Source organism: Stenotrophomonas sp. 704A1 (assembly GCF_030549525.1).
Taxonomy (GTDB): Bacteria; Pseudomonadota; Gammaproteobacteria; order Xanthomonadales; family Xanthomonadaceae; genus Stenotrophomonas; species Stenotrophomonas tuberculopleuritidis.
Genome location: NZ_CP130831.1, coordinates 2,423,410 through 2,442,532, shown reverse-complemented (window position 1 = coordinate 2,442,532; position 19,123 = coordinate 2,423,410). Strand labels below are relative to the sequence as shown.

At 67.5% G+C, this 19,123-nt stretch carries 16 protein-coding genes; 13 read left to right on the top strand and 3 right to left on the bottom strand.

Features of this window, described 5'->3' with window-relative positions; translation table 11 throughout:
- Positions 1–39: 39 nt before the first annotated feature.
- The 4 genes from Q5Z10_RS11435 (at position 40) to Q5Z10_RS11420 (ending at position 2,758) form a co-directional block, all read left to right on the top strand.
- Positions 40–291: a sigma-70 region 4 domain-containing protein gene (locus Q5Z10_RS11435; protein WP_303635554.1), complete on the top strand. Its 252-nt coding sequence runs from the start codon at positions 40–42 to the stop codon at positions 289–291.
- The gene (locus tag Q5Z10_RS11430; protein WP_303635553.1) at positions 288–1,322 is read left to right on the top strand and encodes a LysR family transcriptional regulator; all 1,035 of its coding nucleotides are present in this window, start codon (positions 288–290) and stop codon (positions 1,320–1,322) included. Before Q5Z10_RS11435 ends, Q5Z10_RS11430 begins: the two co-directional genes overlap by 4 nt.
- 120 nt (positions 1,323–1,442) lie before the next feature.
- Positions 1,443–2,210: an SDR family oxidoreductase gene (locus tag Q5Z10_RS11425; RefSeq protein ID WP_303635552.1), complete on the top strand. Its 768-nt coding sequence runs from the start codon at positions 1,443–1,445 to the stop codon at positions 2,208–2,210.
- A 50-nt stretch (positions 2,211–2,260) separates the two neighbouring features.
- A complete protein-coding gene (locus Q5Z10_RS11420; RefSeq protein WP_303635551.1) occupies positions 2,261–2,758 on the top strand; it encodes an Ohr family peroxiredoxin in 498 nt (165 codons plus the stop codon).
- Between the two features lie 105 nt (positions 2,759–2,863).
- Here Q5Z10_RS11420 and Q5Z10_RS11415 read toward each other — a convergent pair whose 3' ends face one another.
- Positions 2,864–3,781: an MBL fold metallo-hydrolase gene (locus tag Q5Z10_RS11415; protein WP_303635550.1), complete on the bottom strand. Its 918-nt coding sequence runs from the start codon at positions 3,779–3,781 to the stop codon at positions 2,864–2,866.
- 293 nt (positions 3,782–4,074) lie between these two features.
- Here Q5Z10_RS11415 and Q5Z10_RS11410 point away from each other — a divergent pair, with 293 nt between their 5' ends.
- From Q5Z10_RS11410 to Q5Z10_RS11385, 6 genes are all read left to right on the top strand, one after another.
- Positions 4,075–4,893 (top strand): CHAD domain-containing protein, encoded by an 819-nt coding sequence (locus Q5Z10_RS11410; RefSeq protein ID WP_303635549.1) that lies wholly within the window; start codon positions 4,075–4,077, stop codon positions 4,891–4,893.
- Between the two features lie 110 nt (positions 4,894–5,003).
- A complete protein-coding gene (locus tag Q5Z10_RS11405; protein WP_442758958.1) occupies positions 5,004–5,495 on the top strand; it encodes an RNA polymerase sigma factor in 492 nt (163 codons plus the stop codon).
- Complete coding sequence (locus Q5Z10_RS11400; protein ID WP_303635547.1) at positions 5,492–6,541, top strand: FecR family protein; 1,050 nt, start codon at positions 5,492–5,494, stop codon at positions 6,539–6,541. Before Q5Z10_RS11405 ends, Q5Z10_RS11400 begins: the two co-directional genes overlap by 4 nt.
- Before the next feature lie 113 nt (positions 6,542–6,654).
- On the top strand, positions 6,655–9,723 hold the full coding sequence (locus tag Q5Z10_RS11395) for a TonB-dependent receptor (protein WP_303635546.1): 3,069 nt from the start codon (positions 6,655–6,657) through the stop codon (positions 9,721–9,723).
- 78 nt (positions 9,724–9,801) lie between these two features.
- Positions 9,802–11,199, top strand: coding sequence for a CehA/McbA family metallohydrolase domain-containing protein (locus Q5Z10_RS11390; protein ID WP_303635545.1), 1,398 nt, complete (start codon positions 9,802–9,804; stop codon positions 11,197–11,199).
- Positions 11,200–11,313: 114 nt separating this feature from the next.
- A complete protein-coding gene (locus tag Q5Z10_RS11385; protein ID WP_303635544.1) occupies positions 11,314–11,898 on the top strand; it encodes a hypothetical protein in 585 nt (194 codons plus the stop codon).
- A gap of 48 nt (positions 11,899–11,946) precedes the next feature.
- On the opposite strand, the gene Q5Z10_RS11380 is transcribed toward Q5Z10_RS11385, so the two are convergent.
- Complete coding sequence (locus Q5Z10_RS11380) at positions 11,947–12,834, bottom strand: LysR family transcriptional regulator (protein ID WP_303635543.1); 888 nt, start codon at positions 12,832–12,834, stop codon at positions 11,947–11,949.
- 133 nt (positions 12,835–12,967) lie between these two features.
- Between Q5Z10_RS11380 and Q5Z10_RS11375 the strand changes: the two genes are divergently transcribed.
- The 3 genes from Q5Z10_RS11375 (at position 12,968) to Q5Z10_RS11365 (ending at position 18,056) form a co-directional block, all read left to right on the top strand.
- Positions 12,968–14,023, top strand: a complete 1,056-nt coding sequence (locus Q5Z10_RS11375; protein WP_303635542.1) for an alpha/beta hydrolase — start codon at positions 12,968–12,970, stop codon at positions 14,021–14,023.
- A 54-nt stretch (positions 14,024–14,077) separates the two neighbouring features.
- Positions 14,078–15,289, top strand: a complete 1,212-nt coding sequence (locus Q5Z10_RS11370; protein ID WP_303635541.1) for an MFS transporter — start codon at positions 14,078–14,080, stop codon at positions 15,287–15,289.
- A gap of 115 nt (positions 15,290–15,404) precedes the next feature.
- A complete protein-coding gene (locus Q5Z10_RS11365; protein ID WP_303635540.1) occupies positions 15,405–18,056 on the top strand; it encodes an excinuclease ABC subunit UvrA in 2,652 nt (883 codons plus the stop codon).
- A gap of 324 nt (positions 18,057–18,380) precedes the next feature.
- Here Q5Z10_RS11365 and Q5Z10_RS11360 read toward each other — a convergent pair whose 3' ends face one another.
- Positions 18,381–18,941 (bottom strand): fasciclin domain-containing protein, encoded by a 561-nt coding sequence (locus tag Q5Z10_RS11360; RefSeq protein WP_303635539.1) that lies wholly within the window; start codon positions 18,939–18,941, stop codon positions 18,381–18,383.
- Between the last annotated feature and the right edge of the window lie 182 nt (positions 18,942–19,123).

Sequence of the window (19,123 nt, the reverse complement as noted above, 5' to 3'; positions counted from 1 at the left end):
CCGCTGTCACAGCCCCTGCCGGTAGTCCGTCTAACCGGCATGGACGATACATCCTCCCAACACGCCGCATCGATCCCCGCCAGCGAGCGCGTGTGGCAGCACTTCCTGGACCTGATCGCCACGCTTCCCGCCGATGCCAGGGCGCTGCTGCTGCACGATGCGCTCGGCCTGCAGGTCGAGGACATCGCACCGCTGCTTCATCTGAGCGTGGCCGAATGCCGCAGCCGCCTGGCCTTCGCACGGACCTGCCTGAACGCGCATCCCCACCCCACGGAGCCCGACCACTCATGACCGCACTGCAGCCGCACTCTTCGAATCGTGACGGACGGGATTCGCTCGGCACCTCGTTCTCCACCAGCTACGCTGGCGTGCTGGCCTTCATCGCAGTTGCCGAGGAGGGCAGCTTCGGGCGGGCGGGCGATCGGCTGGGCATCGGCCGCTCGGCGGTCAGCCGGGCCGTACAGAAGCTCGAGTGCCAGCTGGGCGTCCGCCTGTTCCTGCGGACGACCCGCGAAACCACGCTGACCCGGGAAGGTGAACTGTTCTATGAAGGGTGCAGCCCGGGCGTGGCCAGCATTCTCCGGGCACTGGACGGCATGCGCGACCTGCACGACGGGCCGCCGCGCGGGCACCTGCGGGTCAGCGCGTCGCATGGGTTCGGCCGCAGGATCGTCGCACCGCTGCTGTCCGCGTTCCGCAACGAGTTCCCGGACGTATCGCTGGAGCTGGTGCTGGAGGACGGGGTCCCCAACCTGGTGGGTGACCGGGTCGACGTCGCGTTCCGCGACGGCCTGCTGGAGGACAGTCATGTCGTCGCCAAGCATCTGGTGCCGATGCAACGGGTGGTCTGCGCTTCGCGGGACTACCAGCGTGCGAACGGGGTTCCGCTGACCGTAGAGCAGCTGGCTGACCATGTGTGCATCGGCATGCGCACGGCCGATGCCCGGCTGCAGCGATGGGAGTTCCGCGCAGCCGGGCGTTCCGTGGTGGCAACGCCGCAGACCACGCTGGTCTTCGATGATCCCGAGCTGGTCTTCCGCGCGGTGCTGGAGGGGCACGGCATCGCCCAGCTGCCGAGCTACCAGGTGGGGGACGCGCTGCGCGACGGGACGATGGTGACCTGCCTGGATGGATTCGCCCCCCTCGACCAGGGGCACTATCTCTGCTACCTGAGCCGCCACCAGCTGCCGAAGCGGATCCGCGCTTTCGTGGATTTCAGTACGCGCTACGTCAGGGAACTCGACCTGGATGTCATCTCGCACTGGCAGGCCGCGCAATCGGCCAATGCGTCCGGTGCGGCCCTGGCTGCAGCGACGGCGTGATGCCAGCGGTGCCTGCAGATCAACACTCCTCGTACCAATACGCGACTACTGGATCGCAAGCAGGCTGCCTAGACTCGGTACGACTACCCGTCCATGTCTGTCCAGCAGAGGAGCGTCGCCATGAAGATCGTGGTCATCGGAGGCACCGGAAGAATCGGTCGCGGAGTGGTGCAACGGCTGGCAGCGGCTGGCCACGAGGCCATTGCTGCAGCCCCGTCCACCGGAGTCGATGTGCTCAGCGGGGAGGGCCTGGCCGCTGTCATGTCCCAGGCTGAAGTGGTCGTCGACCTGAGCAACCCGCCTTCGTTCGAAGACCAGGACGTGCTGTCGTTCTTCCAGACGGCCGGCCACAACCTGCTGGCATTGGCGAAAGAGCAGCGCGTCCGGCACCACGTGGTGCTGTCCGTGGTCGGCACGGACCGGCTGAGTTCGAGCGCCTACTTCAGGGGCAAGATCGCGCAGGAACGCCTGGTCAGGGAATCCGGGGTTCCGTACACGATCATCCACTCGACCCAGTTCTTCGAGTTCATCCCCAGCATTGTCCAGTCTGCCGGCGATGCACAGCGCATTCGCCTGCCGATGGCGATGGTGCAGCCGATCGCAAGCGAGGATGTTGCCGAGGCGGTCGCGCGCATCGCGCTGCAGCCACCGGCCTATGGCCTGGTGGAGATCGCTGGCCCCGACCGCACGCCCCTGTTGAATCTGGTGCAGCGATTCCTGCGCGCCACCGGGGATACCCGCCCCGTGGCCGAGGACAGCCAGGCCCGCTACTTCGGCGCGCGGCTGGCCGAGGATACACTCGTGCCCGTGGGGCGTGCCTGGCTGGGGAAGCATGCCTTTGAAAGCTGGCTGACCACCCGCGCCGCAGTGCATGCATCGTCGGCCTGAGCGTGCCCGAAGCTTCGGTCAACTCCACTCAAACAGGCCATGGAGCTGCGATGACTGACTTGATTCCGCCCCCGACCAGCATGCTCGACCGCTACAAGGGCGATGAACAATCCCCCCTCTACACCGGGCGTGTCCGGGTCTCAGGCGGGGAGGCACAGCACGGTCGCGCGTCCGGCGAAGTGCGCTCTTCCGACGGCGCACTGCAGCTGGATCTCAGGCTGCCGCCCGAGCTCGGCGGCCCGGGCGGCGGAACCAACCCGGAGCAGCTGCTGGCGGCGGGCTATGCCGGCTGCTTCCACGGCGCCATGGTCCTGCTGGCCAAGCGGTCGGGCATGCAACTGCGCGATCCGGTCGTGGAGGCGGCGGTGACGTTTGCACGCGACCCGGTGGATGGCTTCTACATGCTGACCGCCGAGATCACCGTCTACCTGCAGGGCATGGATCCGATCCTGGCCGGCGAGCTGGTGCGCAATACCGAGCGCGTCTGTCCCTACGCCAAGATGTTCCACGGCGGCATCGTGCACGTGGTCCGTGTGCAGGTCGACTGATCCGCGGCGCGCAGGGGGATGGCCGCCAGCGCGCCCCCTGGCCGGGACAGGAAAGGTCCCGCGGCGTGCCGCGGGACTCTTCGAGGCGGGCCTGCGATCGATCGACTAGTAGTCCCACCAGGCTGGGACCCAGCGGAACAGTTCGCCCGCTGCAGCCACCCGCCCGAGCGAAGGGAAGGGCATGTGCGTGGCGGTGAGCCAGGCCCGGGTGTCGACCAGCTCCCTCAGCAGCTCGAGCCTGACCCGGGTTGCCTCTTCAGGGTCGTGTTCAAAGCCGTTGTGCCATTCCGGATGATCGAAGGACACCGGGAAGATGGCATCGCCGGCAAACATCAGGCGCTCGCCCTTGGACTGCAGCCGCACCACGCTGTGCCCGGGCGTGTGGCCGCCGGTCCGCGCGGCAGTGACACCCGGCGCAATGGTGGTCTCCTGATCGAACAGCTGCAGCATGCTGCCGTACCGTTCCAGGAACTGACGCGCGGCATCGCGCGCGATCCGTGCCAGCTCCGGGGGCATTCCCGTGCGTGTGAAATCGGGATCTTTCCAGAACGCAGCCTCCATCGAGGAGGCATGGATCTTCAGGTCGGGGCGCACCCGTTCCTTCACCCCGTCGATGAGCAGGCCGCCGACATGGTCGAAGTGCATGTGGGTCAGTACCACATCCGTGACCTCGGCCAGGTCGATCCCCGCGGCGTGCAACCGCTGGCCGAACCGACCGGCGCGGGTGAAGTCCGGCACCTGCAGCCCGATCCCGGTATCGACCAGGATCGTCTGGTTTCCGCTGCGGACCACCAGCGTGTTCAGTGCCCAATCAAAGACGTCATGATCGAGGAACATCCCGTCCAGCCATGCGTTCCGGTCTTCCGCTGATGCGTTGGTCGACATGGATTCGGAAGGCGGGGACAGCACGCCATCGCTGATCACGATGGCCTCGATGTCGCCGACCTTGACTGCATAGCGTGACGGGACCACTTCGTCGGGTGGCACGGGTGTGGTGGCCTGGGTGTACTGCTGCTGATTCACGATGAACTCCTGCAGAGACGCTGCCGTTGTCATTTTCGGGCGCCCACGCAGCGGCCTGGCGGCGTCGCCAGCACTGGAGGGCGGAAGTGGCCATGGGCCAGCCGCCAATCTAGGGGGGTGCCGAACGGGCCAGTAGTACTCGGAAGGGACTCACTCTGTTGTGTGGCTTACAACGGCCATGGCGAGGTACCGGCAAGTCTGCGAGGGTGGGTGCCGTGGCTGTCGGAGGGTCCCTGACGCCCCTTTCCCGGCCGGCGGGTACACTCGACCCCACCCATGCGATGGATATCTCCATGCCAGCCGTTGCTGCAGGGCCGATCATCAGCAAGCGCGCGCAGCGTGAGTGCCAGCAGGCACTCCAGCAGCTTTCGCTGCTCGCCGATCCGCATGCCGCGATCCATTCCGTCCGCAAGCACATCAGGAAGCTGCGTTCGCTGCTGGCGCTGGTGCGCAATCCCGAGTTCGATCTGCAGGACCTGGATGCCACGCTGCGCCGCCTGGGCGTCAGCCTGTCCGATGCACGCGATGCGCATGTCGTGGTGGAAGCGGCGCAGCGGCTGCAGCAGCTTCACCCGGCACCGGGCTGGGCGGCGGTGATCGACCTGCTCTCGGCCAGGCGTGACCGCATCCTCGATCAGCTGCTGCGGCGTGATCCCGGGCTGCAGCGCAGGGCCATGACCCTGCGGCGCGTCGCCCGGCAGCTGCAGGACCAGCCTTGGCACGCACTGCGCCGGCGCGACGTCCGCGCCGGGCTGGAGCGGACCCGGCGCCGGGTCCGCAAGGCCGCCGCCCGTGCGGGCGATGCGGGCGCCAACGACGTGGAAGGCGTGCACCGCTGGCGCCGCCGCGCGCGTCGGCTGCGCATGCAGCTGGAACTGCTCAAGGACATGAAGCTGCGCCCCGGAGGTTCCCGTGAAGGGGCGGAACGCGGCAAGGCCGCCCGATCGCTGCATCACCTCAGTGATCGACTGGGCGACATGCAGGATCTGCGGCTCCTGCGCAATCTGGTGCGGGCGATGCCCGCCTGCAGCGGCAAGGCGGTGGTGCTGCAGCTGATCGACACAGCGCGCCGCCCGCTGCCGGTCGACGCCGGCGCGGGGACCGGCGCCTGACCGCGAGGCGGCCGTCATGAACGCGTCATACGGCACGCTTACCTTGCGGCGCACTTCAGGGGGTAAAGGCGACGCAGGTGGCCGAGCAGGCAAGACGGCGCCTGGCGCGCATGTTCGAGGACCACGCGCCGCTGCTGCGCGGCTTCTTCGTGCGGCGCGGTGCGCGGCAGGACGCCGAGGACCTGGTGCAGGAAACCTATCTGCGCTTGCTGCGTGCGCATGAAGGCAAGGGCGAGCCGATCGCCAACCCGGAAGCGTACCTGTTCACTGTCGCCCAGAATCTGGCACGCGAGCAGGCCGCGCGCCGGCGCTGGTCGACGCTGTCCATCGAAGAGATCGAAGGCCCGGGCCAAAGCCTGGCCAGCGGGGAATGCGTGGAAGATGCCGCCGAACGCGAACAGCGCCGCCAGCGCCTGCAGGCGTTGCTGGGAACCCTTCCCGAGCACACCCGGGCGGTGCTGGTCATGCAGTACCGCGATGGATTGAGCTACAAGCAGATCGCCGAACGCATGGGCGTCTCACCGCACATGGTGAAGAAGCATGTGGTACGCGGGCTGTCGGTATGCCGGCGGGCGATGACCGAACCGGCGGGGAGGTCGTGAGCGTGGCCATTGAACACCCGTCGGCGCTGACCCGGGCCGCCGCGCACTGGCATGCGCTGCAGCGCGAAGGCGATCTCAGCCCCTCGCAGCAGCGCGCTTTCATGCAGTGGCTGCTGGTGTCCCCCGACCATCTGCGGGAGTACATGGCGATCAGCGAGGTGGCCGGCGCGCTGGCCGAGGCGCTGCGCGGCATGCCCGATGACCTGGACGCGCTGCTGAGCGCGCCTGCGCCGTCCCGCCACGACGACGACAACGTGGTGCGGTTGTCGCCACGGCCCGCCGCTGCAGCCCGGGAACGCACGGCGCGGCCGGCGCGCGGGCTGCCGCGCATCGCGGTGGCGGCGGTGCTGATGCTGGCCGTCGGGGTGGCCACCACCGTTGCCTGGCCGCGTACCGGGCACTACGTGGCCGCACATGGCACGCCACGCCAGATCACCCTGTCCGACAGCACGGTCGTGCGCCTGGACGCGGAAAGCGAGATATCGGTGCGCATGACCCTGCTGGGGCGGCGCGTCGAGCTCGAACGTGGCCAGGCCAGCTTCGCCGTGGCCAAGGACCGGCGCCCCTTCGCGGTGCATGCTGCAGGCCTGCAGGTCACCGACATCGGCACCACGTTCGATGTCTCGCTGCTGCGCGAGCAGGCGCGCATCGGGGTGAGCGAGGGCCGCGTGCATGTGCGTGGCGATGGCGGTCGCGGCCGCATGCTGGCCGACCTTGGCGCAGGCCAGGCCGCGCAGGTCGATTACCGTGACCAGCGCGTGCGCATCCGCGACGAGGATGCGGTCAGCATGACCGCGTGGTGGTCCGGGCGGGTGATCTTCCGTGACGAAGCGCTGCGCGACGTGGCCGACCGCTTCAACCGGCGCAACGCGCAGCGCCTGCATGTCAGCGACGACGCCGGCGCGCTGCGCCTGACCGGCAACCTGCGCGCCGATGACGTGGCATCGCTGCGCGCGTTCCTGGACCAGCAGCCGACGCTGGTCACGCAGGCCGATGCGGACGGGATCCATGTGCGGCTGCGTGCCGGGTCGCCGCCGGCGCTGTAAGAAAAAATTCATCGAAAAAGCGGTGCCCGATCAGCGCGCTGCGCCCTCGTAGTTGGGGAAAGCAGGAACACACCCGTTCCGCGACCACCGCCATTCCCTCACTGGATCCCACGATGCGCCGCACACTGTTCCTTTCCATCGCCCTTGCACTGCAGGTCACCGCCACGGCCGGCGCCCACGCCGCAGAACCGGCCCGCATCGCCAGCGAGGCGATCGCTTCGCAGCCGCTGGACGGGGCGCTCAACGCGCTGTCGCGCCAGACCGGTCTGCAGTTCGTCTACAACGCGCAGGCTGCCGGCAATCCGCGCACCGCGGGCGTACCGGCCGGGCTGAGCGCGGACGCGGCGCTCGGCCGCCTGCTGGCCGGAACCGGCCTGCGCTACCGCTATCTCAACGCCACCACGGTGACCATCGAAGCGCAGGACGCGGTTGCACCGGCATCGACCTCGACGCTGGCAACGCCAGGTCCGGTGGTCGGCGCGGTCGCGGCCTCGGCGCAGGCAGGGGCGGCGGCGCCCGGCGCGCAGGCGGCCAATCTGGAGACCATCCAGGTCACCGGCAGCTACAGCCGCAGCCTGGAACAGGCGGTGGACATCAAGCGCGCCACCGTGGGCTTTTCCGATTCGATCGTCGCCACTGACGTGGCCGACTTTCCCGAACAGAATCTCGCAGAAGCGCTGCAGCGCGTGCCGGGCGTGACCATCGAACGCAACAAGGGCCTGGGTACCAAAGTCAACGTGCGCGGCCTGCCTTCGGAGTACACCCACGTCTCGATCAACGACCTGGCCACCGCTTCGGGCAGCGGCGGGCGCGATGTGGAATTCGACATGTTCGCCTCGGAGATCATCCAGCAGGTGACCGTGCAGAAGTCGCCCACGGCCGCGGACGAGGAGGGCGGCATTGCCGGCTCGGTGAAGATCTCCACCGCGCGCCCGTTCGACTACAACGAACGCAAGCTGGTGTTCTCCGCCGAGGGCGCGCACAACAGCATTTCCGAGGAAGTGGATCCGCGTTTTGCCTTCCTCGCGGCCGATACCTGGGGTGACTGGGGCGCGCTGGTCTCGTACTCGCAGTCCAAGCGCACCAACCGGACCGACTCCACTTCGGGCATCAACTTCCGCCCGTCGTCACGCTTCCTCACGGCCTCGGGTACCCGCGGCACCCAGGCGCAGTCGGTGCTGCGCCGCGACGCAGGCGTCAACATCACCAACCGCAACGATGCCGAGCAGACCAACCGGGTCGTGTTCCAGGACAAGGTCGGCGACCGCGTCTACCTCAACGAGCAGGACAAGTGGGGCGCGACCGGATCGCTGCAGTACAAGCCGAGCAGCAATTTCAGCCTGACCTTCGACGCGATGGTCGGTGGCTATGACAGCACCGAGGACGAGTACGACGCAGCTGCCTATTCCGCCTCCAGCCGCAGCACCTTCGACACCATCCACTCGTATGACGCCAGCACCCTGTCCGAGTACGGCATGGTGGTGCTGCGTGATGTGTCCTACACCGCCACCCAGCACGAGATGCTGAGCAAGGAGCGGATCAACAAGACCGACTACAGTCAGTACAGCCTGGCCATGGACTGGAAGGGCGACCGCTGGTACGTGGATGCGCTGGTGGGGTACTCCGGCGCGGAGAAGACCTCGGATTTCTCCAACCTCAAGCACGTGGCCTATGCGCCGTCGCGTACCCGCTGGACCGGCGCCAGTGGTGAAACCATTCCCACCGCCGCCGCCGGCAGCTTCGACATGTACAACGATCCAGGCCGCTATATGTTCGAGGCCTACGAGACCACGCTGGAGAAGGTGAAGGATGACAAGTACGCCGCCCAGGTCAATGTCACCCGCCTGCTGGAGATGGCCTTCCTGCCCGCGCTGCACACGGTCCGGTTCGGCGCCCGGTACACCGACCGTTCCAAGGAACGCCAGTACGGTGAACTGAAGATCACCGGGCCGAGCGCCGGCAGTGCGGCCTGGGTCAATACCCGCACGATGGCCGACAGCCCGCTGCAGTACATCGACGACATCGTCCCCGGCGGCAGCTACTCCAACAAGGGGCTGGCCTGGCAGCAGATCTCCAACGACTATGCCCGCAGCGCATTCCGTTACGCGGGCTTCCAGACCCCGTTCGACCCGGGCCAGTTCTACCAGGTCGATGAAAAGGTGATGAGTTTTTACGCGATGGCCGACTTCGCCTTCGATGTCGGCAGCGTGCCCTTCACCGTCAACGCCGGCGCACGCTACGTGGATACGAAGGTCGATTCGTTCGGCTACCACCCGATCCAGCTGCCCAACGGCAGCACGGGCTACACCGACACCCCGGTGTCGAAGGACGGCAGCTATGACGATCTGCTGCCCAGCTTCAACATGACCGCCGAGCTGTCGCACGGCCTGCTGCTGCGTGCGGCAGCGTCCAAGGTGATGATGCGCCCGGCGCTGACCGACATTGCCTACAAGCGCACCGCCAGCTGGAGCTCCTACCGATTCACCGACGGCAATCCCGAGCTGAAGCCGACCTATGCCAAGCAGTGGGAAATCGGCCTGGAGAAGTACCTGGACAACGGTGCGCTGTTCGCCGCCAGCTACTTCCGCAAGAACATCGACGGCGTGGTGATCAACTCGCTGACCGGCGTGGTCCAGGATGTGGCGGTGTACAACGCCAACGGCAGCCTCAATGGCATCTATGATTTCGACGTGTACCAGCCGGTCAATGCCAAGGGCGCCTATGAGGTCGATGGCATCGAACTGGTGGCGCAGCTGCCGCTGAACATGTTCACGCCGTGGCTGGACGGGTTCGGCATCAATGCCAACTACACGATGCTGGACAGCTCGCTGGCCGGCGAATCCGACCTGGGCATCCGCACCCCGATGCCGGGCTTGTCGGAGAAGACCTGGAACTTCACCGCGTACTACGAGAATGAGCGCTTCGACGCGCGCGTGTCCTACAACCACAAGGACGAGTACGTCGAATCGATCGGCTACAACCTGTACCCGATCTGGCGCGATGCCTATGGCCAGATGGATGTGTCGATCGGCTACCGCATCACCGACAACATCAAGATCAGCCTGAAGGGCATCAACCTCACCAACGAGCGGACCAGCGGCTACACCATGGACCCGTCCTTCCCGACCATGGATGAGACCTCCGGCCGTCGCATCAGCCTGGGCCTGCGCGCGGACTTCTAGGCAAGCATTCACGCACGGGCGGCGTGCGGACCGGAGAGGGTCCGTGCGTCGTCCGTGCGCCTTCTCAGGAAAAGACTCATGAAGACCCCTCTGATGCTGGCGCTGCTCGCCGCAGCGGCCCCTGCATTTTCGGCCACGGCCACGACAGCGGCCGATGCCGGCCGCCAATGGCTGGCCGGCGACCACCACGTGCACAGCGAATGGAGCGTGGACTGGGACCGCAGCACCACGCCGCCCACCCCGGTCCGCGGCGGTGACTCGCCCTACAGCCGCAGCCGCAACGCCGCCCAGGCCAGAGCGTTCGGCCTGCGCTGGATGGTCCACACCGACCACGGTGGCCCCGGCCACTCCGCGGTCACCCGCGACCAGGCGTATCCCGCGCTGCTGCAGGCGCGCACCGACGTTCCCGAGGTGATCCAGTTCAATGGCATGGAATTCGACGTGCCGGCGGGCGAGCACGCCTCCCTGATCATTGCGCCGGGCCCCCGGGAACGCGAGCAGCTGGTCACCGCCGAGCGGGATTTCAGCCGCAGCGAGCCGCTGCACGGCAGCCGTGACAGCGAACAGCAGATGCAGGCCGCACTGGCCTACCTGGGGGGGCTGCGCCCGGCACCGCTGATGTTCATCAACCATCCCTCGCGCACCGCGACGGCGATGGGGCAGTGGGGCGAGGTGACCCCGGAGGAGCTGCGTGGCTGGCACGCGGCCGCACCGGACGTGCTGGTAGGCATGGAGGGTGCGCCCGGGCACCAGGCCATCCGCAGCGAACGCGGGCTGTACCGCAACGCGGCCGCCCCCACCGTGGGCGGCTATGACCAGATGACCGCGCAGGTGGGAGGTGTGTGGGACCAGATGCTGGCCGACGGCATCCGCTTCTGGATCACCGCCAATTCCGACTCGCATGTGAACCTGCGCGATGGTGGGCGCGACTACGACCCCGGCGAGTACAGCAAGACCTATGCCTGGGCGCGACCGGATGCGGAAGACATCCTGGATGCGCTGCGCAAGGGGCGCATGTTCACCGTCACCGGTGACCTGATCGATGCGTTGGACCTGCGCGTGACCGCTGGCGGCTCCAGCGGCGGAATGGGCGATACGCTGATGCTGCGGCCCGCGCAGACGATGCAGGTGGACGTGCGGGTACGGCAGCCGGCCGGCGCCAACGCGAACGGGCAGCATCCGGCGCTGAAGCGCATCGAGCTGATCATCGGCGGCAGGGACGCGGAGGGCAGGCTGCAGATGCAACGGCGCGGCTTCGACGCGGCAACCTGGGTGCGGGACGGTGACTGGATCGTGGCGCGCGGTTCACTGCCGGCACCGCCGCGCGGCGGCTTCGTGCGGGTGCGGGGCAACAGCACCGGCGCGGTCGACGCAGTGGCGGACGCGCCCGGCGAGGACCCGTGGCAGGATCTGTGGTTCTACTCCAACCCGGTCTTCGTCACGAATGCCGGCGGCGTCATCCCGCCGCAGCGGTGACCTCGAATCGCCTGTTGGCGTGACGCACGTTGTCTGCTGCAAGCCCATCTGCAGACGCAGAACGGAGGAAGGATCGCCTTGTCAGAACCCTATTCAGCCATGCTCCGCCTTCGCATGTGCCAGCAGGACCTTGCCCGATGGCTGGCCGCGCCGGTGCCTGCGGCATCCCGATGGTCAGACTGGCGAGGCATCGCCGGGCAGTGGCGCATGCACAACGGCGGGTACCTGGCCTCATCGAGCGAGGCAGACCTGCAGGAGCTGCTTGCGGACTGCCAGACACTGCTCGCGCGCTATCCGGACAACCGCACCGCGCTGGATGCCATCCTGGCAACTGCACAGGCCGATACCATCCGCATTGCGGCGTATGAACGCACCGGTAGGCAGTTTGTTGCAGGGTCGCTGACGTACTCGGAAAGCCTTTACGATCTCATTGTCTTTCTGGCGGTGGCACGCGGTGCCGCCGACTTCCTGCAGGCGGGCGACCACGGCGTGGCACTGGTCCACGACTTTCTCTGGGGCCAGGAGGGCGAGCGCGAGACCGTGGCTGCGATTGCGCTGGCGGGGCAGGGGGATTCCCGGTTCCTGCCCCCAAGCGACCTGGCTGCCGCCATCGAACCGTTCGATGCACGGGTCGAGGCCATGCTGGACGGGGAGGATGATCCGGAATTCCATCCGCGCTACCAGCTTGATCGCATCTGACCGGCGCGACGGGCATCCAGAACACCCCCGGCGCGGCTGACAGCAGCCTCACACACGCAGCGCGTCAACCACCAGCCGGAATGCGGGCGAGGGCTGCTTCCGGCTGGGGTAATACAGGTGATAGCCCGGGAACGGCGGGCACCAGCGCGCCAGCACCCGCACCAGCTCGCCCGATTCGAGATGGGGCGCGAACTCGTCCTCGGGCAGGAAGGCAACACCCAGTCCATCGCGTGCGGCCGCGACGATGTGGTGGCTGGCATTGAAGGTGACCTGTCCTTCCACGCGGACGTTCTGTTGCCGGCCCGCGCGCTCGAACTCCCAGACGTAGAGTCCGCCGTGGGTGGGAAAGCGGATGTTGATGCAGCGGTGCCCGACCAGGTCCCGGGGGGTCTTCGGCGGCGGATGCGTTTCCCAATAGGCCGGTGAGGCCACCGCCGCCATGCGCAGCCGGGGCCCGATCGGCACAGCGACCATGTCTCTGTCGATCTCTTCACCCATGCGTACGCCAGCGTCGAAACGATCGGCCACGATATCGCGCAGGCCATAGGAAACATCGAACTCGATGTGGATGTCCGGGTACTGCTGCATCAACGGCGTGAGCCGTGGCAGCAACGTTGTGCGCAGCACGTGATCGCCGCTGGTGATGCGCACCGTGCCTGCGGGCTTGTCCCGCAATTCGGTGATGGCATCCAGTTCAGCCTCGATTTCGTCGAAGCGGTGCCCGATCGCGCGCAGCAGGCGCTCGCCGGCCGGTGTCGGCGCCACACTGCGTGTGGTGCGGGTCAGCAGCCGGATCTGCATCCGCGCTTCCAGCCCGCTCACCGCCTGGCTGACGGCTGACTGGGTGACGCTCAAACGCGCCGCTGCGCGCGTGAAGCTGCCCTCGCGCGCCACGGCGATGAAGGCAAGCAGATCGTTGAGGTTGCTCCTGGCCATGGCGCCAGTGTGCCACGCGCGCCCATTAGTTTGACTAATAACTGCATTCATCAATCAGTACCTAGTCCTCGCAACCGGGTGCGGCCAGACTGCCCCCCGCTGATGGTCACCCGCCCATCGACCGGAGATCGCAATGAATGCCTTCACCCTGTCCACCGCCCTGCTGTTGGCCCTGTCACCCCTGTCCAGCAGTGCACAGGATGCCCGTACCGCAGCAGGACACACCGTGACGTTGACCCAGGCCTGGGACAAGGTATTTCCCAGGAGTGACCAGGTCGAACACCGCAAAGTGACCTTCAGGAACCGCTACGGCATCATCCTGGCAGCGGACCTGTATCAACCGAAGAATGCCAACGGCAAGCTGGCTGCCATCGCCGTCAGCGGTCCCTTCGGTGCGGTGAAGGAGCAGTCGTCCGGCCTGTACGCGCAGACAATGGCTGAACGTGGCTTCGTCACTCTCGCGTTCGATCCTTCCTACACCGGCGAAAGCGGCGGCGAACCGCGCAATGTCGCCTCGCCGGACATCAATACCGAGGACTTCAGCGCTGCCGTCGATTTCCTCGGCCTGCTGCCCATCGTCGATCGCGAGCGCATCGGCATCATCGGCATCTGCGGCTGGGGCGGCATGGCGTTGAACGCGGCCGCCGTCGACATGCGTATCAAGGCCGTGGTCACCAGCACCATGTATGACATGACCCGCGTCATGTCCAAGGGATACAACGACACTGTTACTCCTGCGCAGCGTACGCGCACCCTGCAGCAGCTGGGCCAGCAACGTTGGCAGGATGCTGCCCAGGGAGCGCCGGCCTATGGCCCGCCAATGAACGCGCTCAAGGGCGGCGAGGCGCAGTTCCTGGTGGACTACCACGACTACTACAGGACGCCGCGCGGATTCCATCCGCGCTCGGTCAACTCCAACGGGTCGTGGACCGTGACCAACCCGCTGTCCTTCATGAACATGCCGCTGCTGACCTACATCGGCGAAATCTCGCCACGTCCGATCCTGTTCATCCACGGCGGGAAGGCGCACTCGCGCTACTTCAGCGAAACCGCGTATGCGGCAGCTGGGCAGCCCAAGGAACTGATGATCATTCCCGGCGCCAGCCACACCGATCTGTACGACCGTACGGGGGTGATCCCGTTCGACAGGTTGACAGCCTTCTTCGAGAAGAACCTGGCGGCGGACTGAGCCGGCAATGACAACCCACCGCAGCCCTCAGACCCGAACGGATATCACCCGACCATGACCGCACCTGCCTGCACTGCTACCGACGCTGCAGCGTCCACGGCTCCTGTCGCGCCCGCCTGCTGGAGCGGCGTGTTCGCCATGACGCTGTGCGTGTTCACGCTGATCGCCTCCGAGTTCATGCCGGTCAGCCTGCTGACGCCGATGGCAGCCGAACTGTGTGTCAGCGAGGGTCTGGCGGGCTACGGCATCGCCATCTCCGGTGCGTTCGCGGTGCTGACCAGTCTGTCCATCTCCACCCTGGTGGGCAGACTCGACCGCAAGGTCCTGCTGCTGTTGCTGACCGGCCTCATGGCAGCATCCGGCGCGGTCGTAGCGACGGCCCCGAACTATCCGGTGTATATGGTCGGGCGGGCACTGATCGGGGTGGTGATCGGCGGCTTCTGGTCAATGTCCGCCGCGACGGCGATGCGCCTGGTGCCGGCCGCGAAGGTGCCGCGGGCCTTGGCCATCTTCAATGGAGGCAATGCGCTGGCCACCGTAGTTGCCGCGCCGCTGGGCAGCTACCTGGGTTCGGTGATCGGTTGGCGCGGCGCCTTCCTGTGCCTGATTCCAGTGGCTGCCATCGCCCTCATCTGGCAATGGATCAGCTTGCCGGCCATGAGCGCCGGGCACGGTAGCGCGTCAGGCAATCCGCTGCGGCTGCTCATGCGCCGGCCGGTTGCGCTGGGGATGGCGGCCTGCGCGGCCTTCTTCATGGGCCAGTTCGCGTTGTTCACCTATGTGCGCCCCTTTCTGGAATCAGTGACCCGGGTGGACGTGGCCACGCTGTCGCTGATCCTGCTGGGCATCGGCGTGGCCGGCTTCACCGGCACAGTGATGATCGGCAGCTTCTTCGCGCGGGGTCTGTTCTGCACACTGATGGCCATTCCGGTGGCGATGGCGGTCATCGCCTTGGCACTGATCCCCGCAGGCGCGCGGGTCGGCCTGGTTGCGCTGCTTCTGGCGGCGTGGGGCCTGCTGGCCACCGCTGCGCCGGTGGGCTGGTGGAGCTGGATTGCGGGCGCCCTGCCAGAGGACGCGGAAGCGGGCGGTGGCTTGATGGTCGCGGTCGTCCAGATGGCCATCGCGCTGGGTTCCATGCTCGGCGGCGTGATGTTCGATCACAGTGGCTACCGCAGTACGTTCATCGCCAGTGCGATCCTGCTGCTGTGCGGTGCCGTGCTGACCCTGTTGACCTCTCGCGCGCACGCAGCCCCCCGCGCCTGAGCATCGCGGCAGGCGCGGGCAGGGGACGGCAGCACCACGTTCACCCCGCAGCAGCGAGAATGCATCACCGGGCACGCCCCGACGCGTGCCGCTCACTGCCTGCAGGTTCGTAGAAATGTCCAACACCCCTTCTGGTGAGTCGTCATGCGCCGTCGCTGCCAGCGGCTGCGTCGAGGTGCGCGGCGCGCGCGAGCACAACCTCAGGAATGTCGACGTCTCCATTCCGCGCAATGCGCTGGTGGTGTTCTCCGGGGTGTCCGGGTCCGGCAAGTCATCGCTGGCCTTCGGTACCGTGTTCGCAGAGGCGCAGCGGCGCTACTTCGAGTCCGTTGCGCCGTATGCACGGCGCCTGATCGACCAGGCGGGCGTGCCCGACGTGGACGCCATCGACGGGCTGCCGCCTGCGGTGGCCCTGCAGCAGCAGCGCGGTGCCAGCAACGCGCGCTCCTCGGTGGGCAGCGTGACCACCCTGTCCAGCCTGGTGCGCATGATGTACTCGCGCGCAGGGGCCTACCCGGCCCACCAGCCCATGCTGTACGCCGAGGACTTCTCGCCCAACACCCCGCAGGGCGCCTGCAGCACCTGCCATGGCCTGGGCCACGTCTACGAGGTGACCGAAGCGCTGATGGTGCCGGACCCGTCACTGAGCATCCGCGAGCGCGCCATCGCCTCGTGGCCGCCGGCATGGCATGGCCAGAACCTGCGCGACATTCTGGTCACACTCGGCTACGACATCGACGTGCCCTGGAAGCAACTGCCGAAGAAGCACCGCGACTGGATCCTGTTCACCGAGGACACGCCCAGCGTGCCGGTCTATGCCGGCTTTACTCCCGCCGAGACCCGCGCCGCACTGAAGCGCAAGCTCGAACCCAGCTACATGGGCACCTATACCGGTGCGCGCCGCTATGTGCTGCATACGTTCGCCAACACCCAGAGCGCGCTGATGCGCAAGCGCGTGTCGCGCTACATGGAAGGCAGGCTGTGCCCGGCCTGCCACGGCAAGCGCCTGAAGCCGGAGGCGCTGTCGGTCACCTTTGCCGGGGTGGATATCGGTGAGTTCATGCGGCTGCCGCTGGATCAACTGGCGGACCTGCTGGAGCCGATCGCGCACGGCGACTTCAGCGCACACCGCCGGGGCGCACGCGCCCCCGGCAGCGCCACGCAGCGCGATCGCCGTCAGCGGGCGGCCAGCGGCCGGCCTGTCCACGCCGGCGCGCCCGACGTGCGCCTGACCTCGGCCCTGTCCGAAGAGAAGCGCCTGGCTGCACAGCGGCTGGCAGGCGGGGTGATGGCACGCCTGCGCCAGCTGCGTGAACTGGGCCTGGGGTATCTCTCGCTGGACCGCGCCACGCCGACCCTGTCGGCCGGCGAACTGCAGCGCCTGCGGCTGGCCACGCAGCTCGGCTCCTTGCTGTTTGGCGTGCTGTACGTGCTCGATGAACCGTCGGCCGGCCTGCACCCGGCCGACAGCCAGGCGCTGTACGACGCGCTGGACCGGCTGCGCGACGGCGGAAACTCGGTCTTCGTGGTGGAACATGATCTGGAGCTGATGCGCCGCGCGCAGTGGCTGGTGGATGTCGGCCCAGAGGCCGGCGAGCACGGCGGACGGGTTCTGTACAGTGGCGCGCCCGACGGCCTGCGCCAGGTCCAGGAATCGCGCACGGCCCGGTATCTTTTCGACCAGGTGCCAGCGCCCGCCAGCCGGCAGCGCAGCGCCGGCAGCTGGCTGCAGTTGAAGGGCGTCCACCGCCACAACCTGCGGGGTGTGGACGCGCAGGTGCCGCTGGGGCTGCTGACGGCAGTCACCGGCATTTCCGGGTCGGGCAAGTCCAGCCTGATGGCGCAGGCACTGCCCGAACTGATGCTGCTGCACCTGGGGCATGAGCCCGCGGACGATGGCGCGGACAGCGCACCCAGCGACGCGCCGACCGTGATCGAAGCCACCCGCGGACAGCTGGCCGGCGATGTGGACGCCATTCAACGCGTCGTGCAGGTGGACCAGAAGCCCATCGGCCGCACGCCACGCTCCAACCTGGCCACCTATACCGGGCTGTTCGACCCGGTGCGCAAGCTGTTCGCCGCCACGCCCGCCGCGCGCCGCCGCCGCTTCGACGCGGGCCGTTTCTCGTTCAACGTGGCCAAGGGCCGGTGCGAGACCTGCGAGGGCGAAGGGTTCGTCAGCGTCGAACTGCTGTTCATGCCCAGCGTCTATGCGCCGTGTCCCACCTGCCATGGCGCCCGCTACAACGACGCCACGCTGAAGGTGCTGTGGAATGACCGCAACATCGCCGAGGTCCTGCAGATGACGGTGGACCAGGCGCATGCGTTCTTCATCGGCGAGGAGGCCATTGCGCGCCCGTTGCGCTTGCTGCAGGAAATCGGCCTGGGCTATCTGAGGCTGGGCCAGCCGGCCACCGAACTCTCAGGCGGAGAAGCCCAGCGCATCAAGCTGGCGACCGAGCTGCAGCGCAGCCAGCGCGGCCGCACGCTCTACGTGCTGGACGAACCCACCACCGGCCTGCATGCCGCAGACGCGGACCGGTTGCTGGTCCAGCTGCAACGGCTGGTGGATGCGGGAAACACGGTGGTGATGATCGAGCATGACATGCGTGCCGTCGTGCAGGCGGACTGGGTGATTGACGTCGGGCCGGGTGCCGGCGGGGCGGGCGGCACCATCGTGGCGAAGGGAACACCGCAACAGGTGGCACGTGCTACGGGCAGCCGGACGGCGCCGTTCCTCGCGCGGGCGCTGGCGCAGGGACAGTGACGGCGAGCGGTTGCCGGGTGCGCGCACCCGGCATTCCAGTCGGGAACCCGGTCAAGCTGCCGGGCACCCCGCGCGGGAACGCAGGGGCCACCCGGGAGACTGCCATGGGGAACTGCAGGTCATGGGCCTGGCCCTGGGGGGCGCTGGTCTGTTACGTGCTGCTCATCCGTCTGGCGTCTACCCGCAGTCGATCCACACGGCACTGGGTCCAGCCGTACGCACGGCCGTGGCAGCTCGCGCGGGCCGCAGCGATTGCCGGTCACCGACGCGGCGCGGCGCGTCGGTGACCGGCCCACGGCGCGGCGCAGGCCGGTCCCGGCGGCATCAACGGGGCATCAGCACGCTATCCACCACGTGCACCACGCCGTTGGACTGCTTCACGTCTGCGGTGGTCACCGACGCCTTGCCGCCCTTGGCATCGATCACCCACACCTTGCCATCCTGCAGCTTCACGGTGAGCGGCTCGCCCTGCACGGTCTTCAGCGTGCTGGCATCACCCTGCTTGCGTGCGGCAGCGGTCAGCTGCGCAGCGGTGTAGCTGCCGGGCACGACGTGGTAGGTCAGCAGCTGGGTCAGCCTGGCCTTGTTTTCCGGCTTCAACAGCGTATCCACGGTGCCGGCAGGCAGCTTCTCAAACGCCTGGTTGGTGGGCGCGAACACCGTGAACGGGCCCTTGCCACTGAGCGTGTCCACCAGGCCGGCGGCCTTCACCGCCGCCACCAGCGTGCTGAGATCCTTGGCGGTGGAGGCGTTCTCCACGATGGTCTTGTTGGCGTACATCGGCACGCCGCCCACCATCGGGTTATCGGCGGCAAACACGGACGGTGCTGCACAGGCAATCGTGATGCCGGCGGCAAGGGCAAGGCGCTGAATCTGGCTACGCATGTTCGTATCCTCGTTGGTTAGGTGCAGGCAGGCCTGCCGTGAACGCGCCGGGGAAGGTGCAAAGGCGCGTTGTGCAGGTCTGTACGTGCGGCGAGGGCAGGGTGGATGCACGCGCCAACCAGCAGGGGTGAATGGTTCAACCAGGTGCATGGTCCGTGAGGGCCTTACACCGGCAGTCTGGC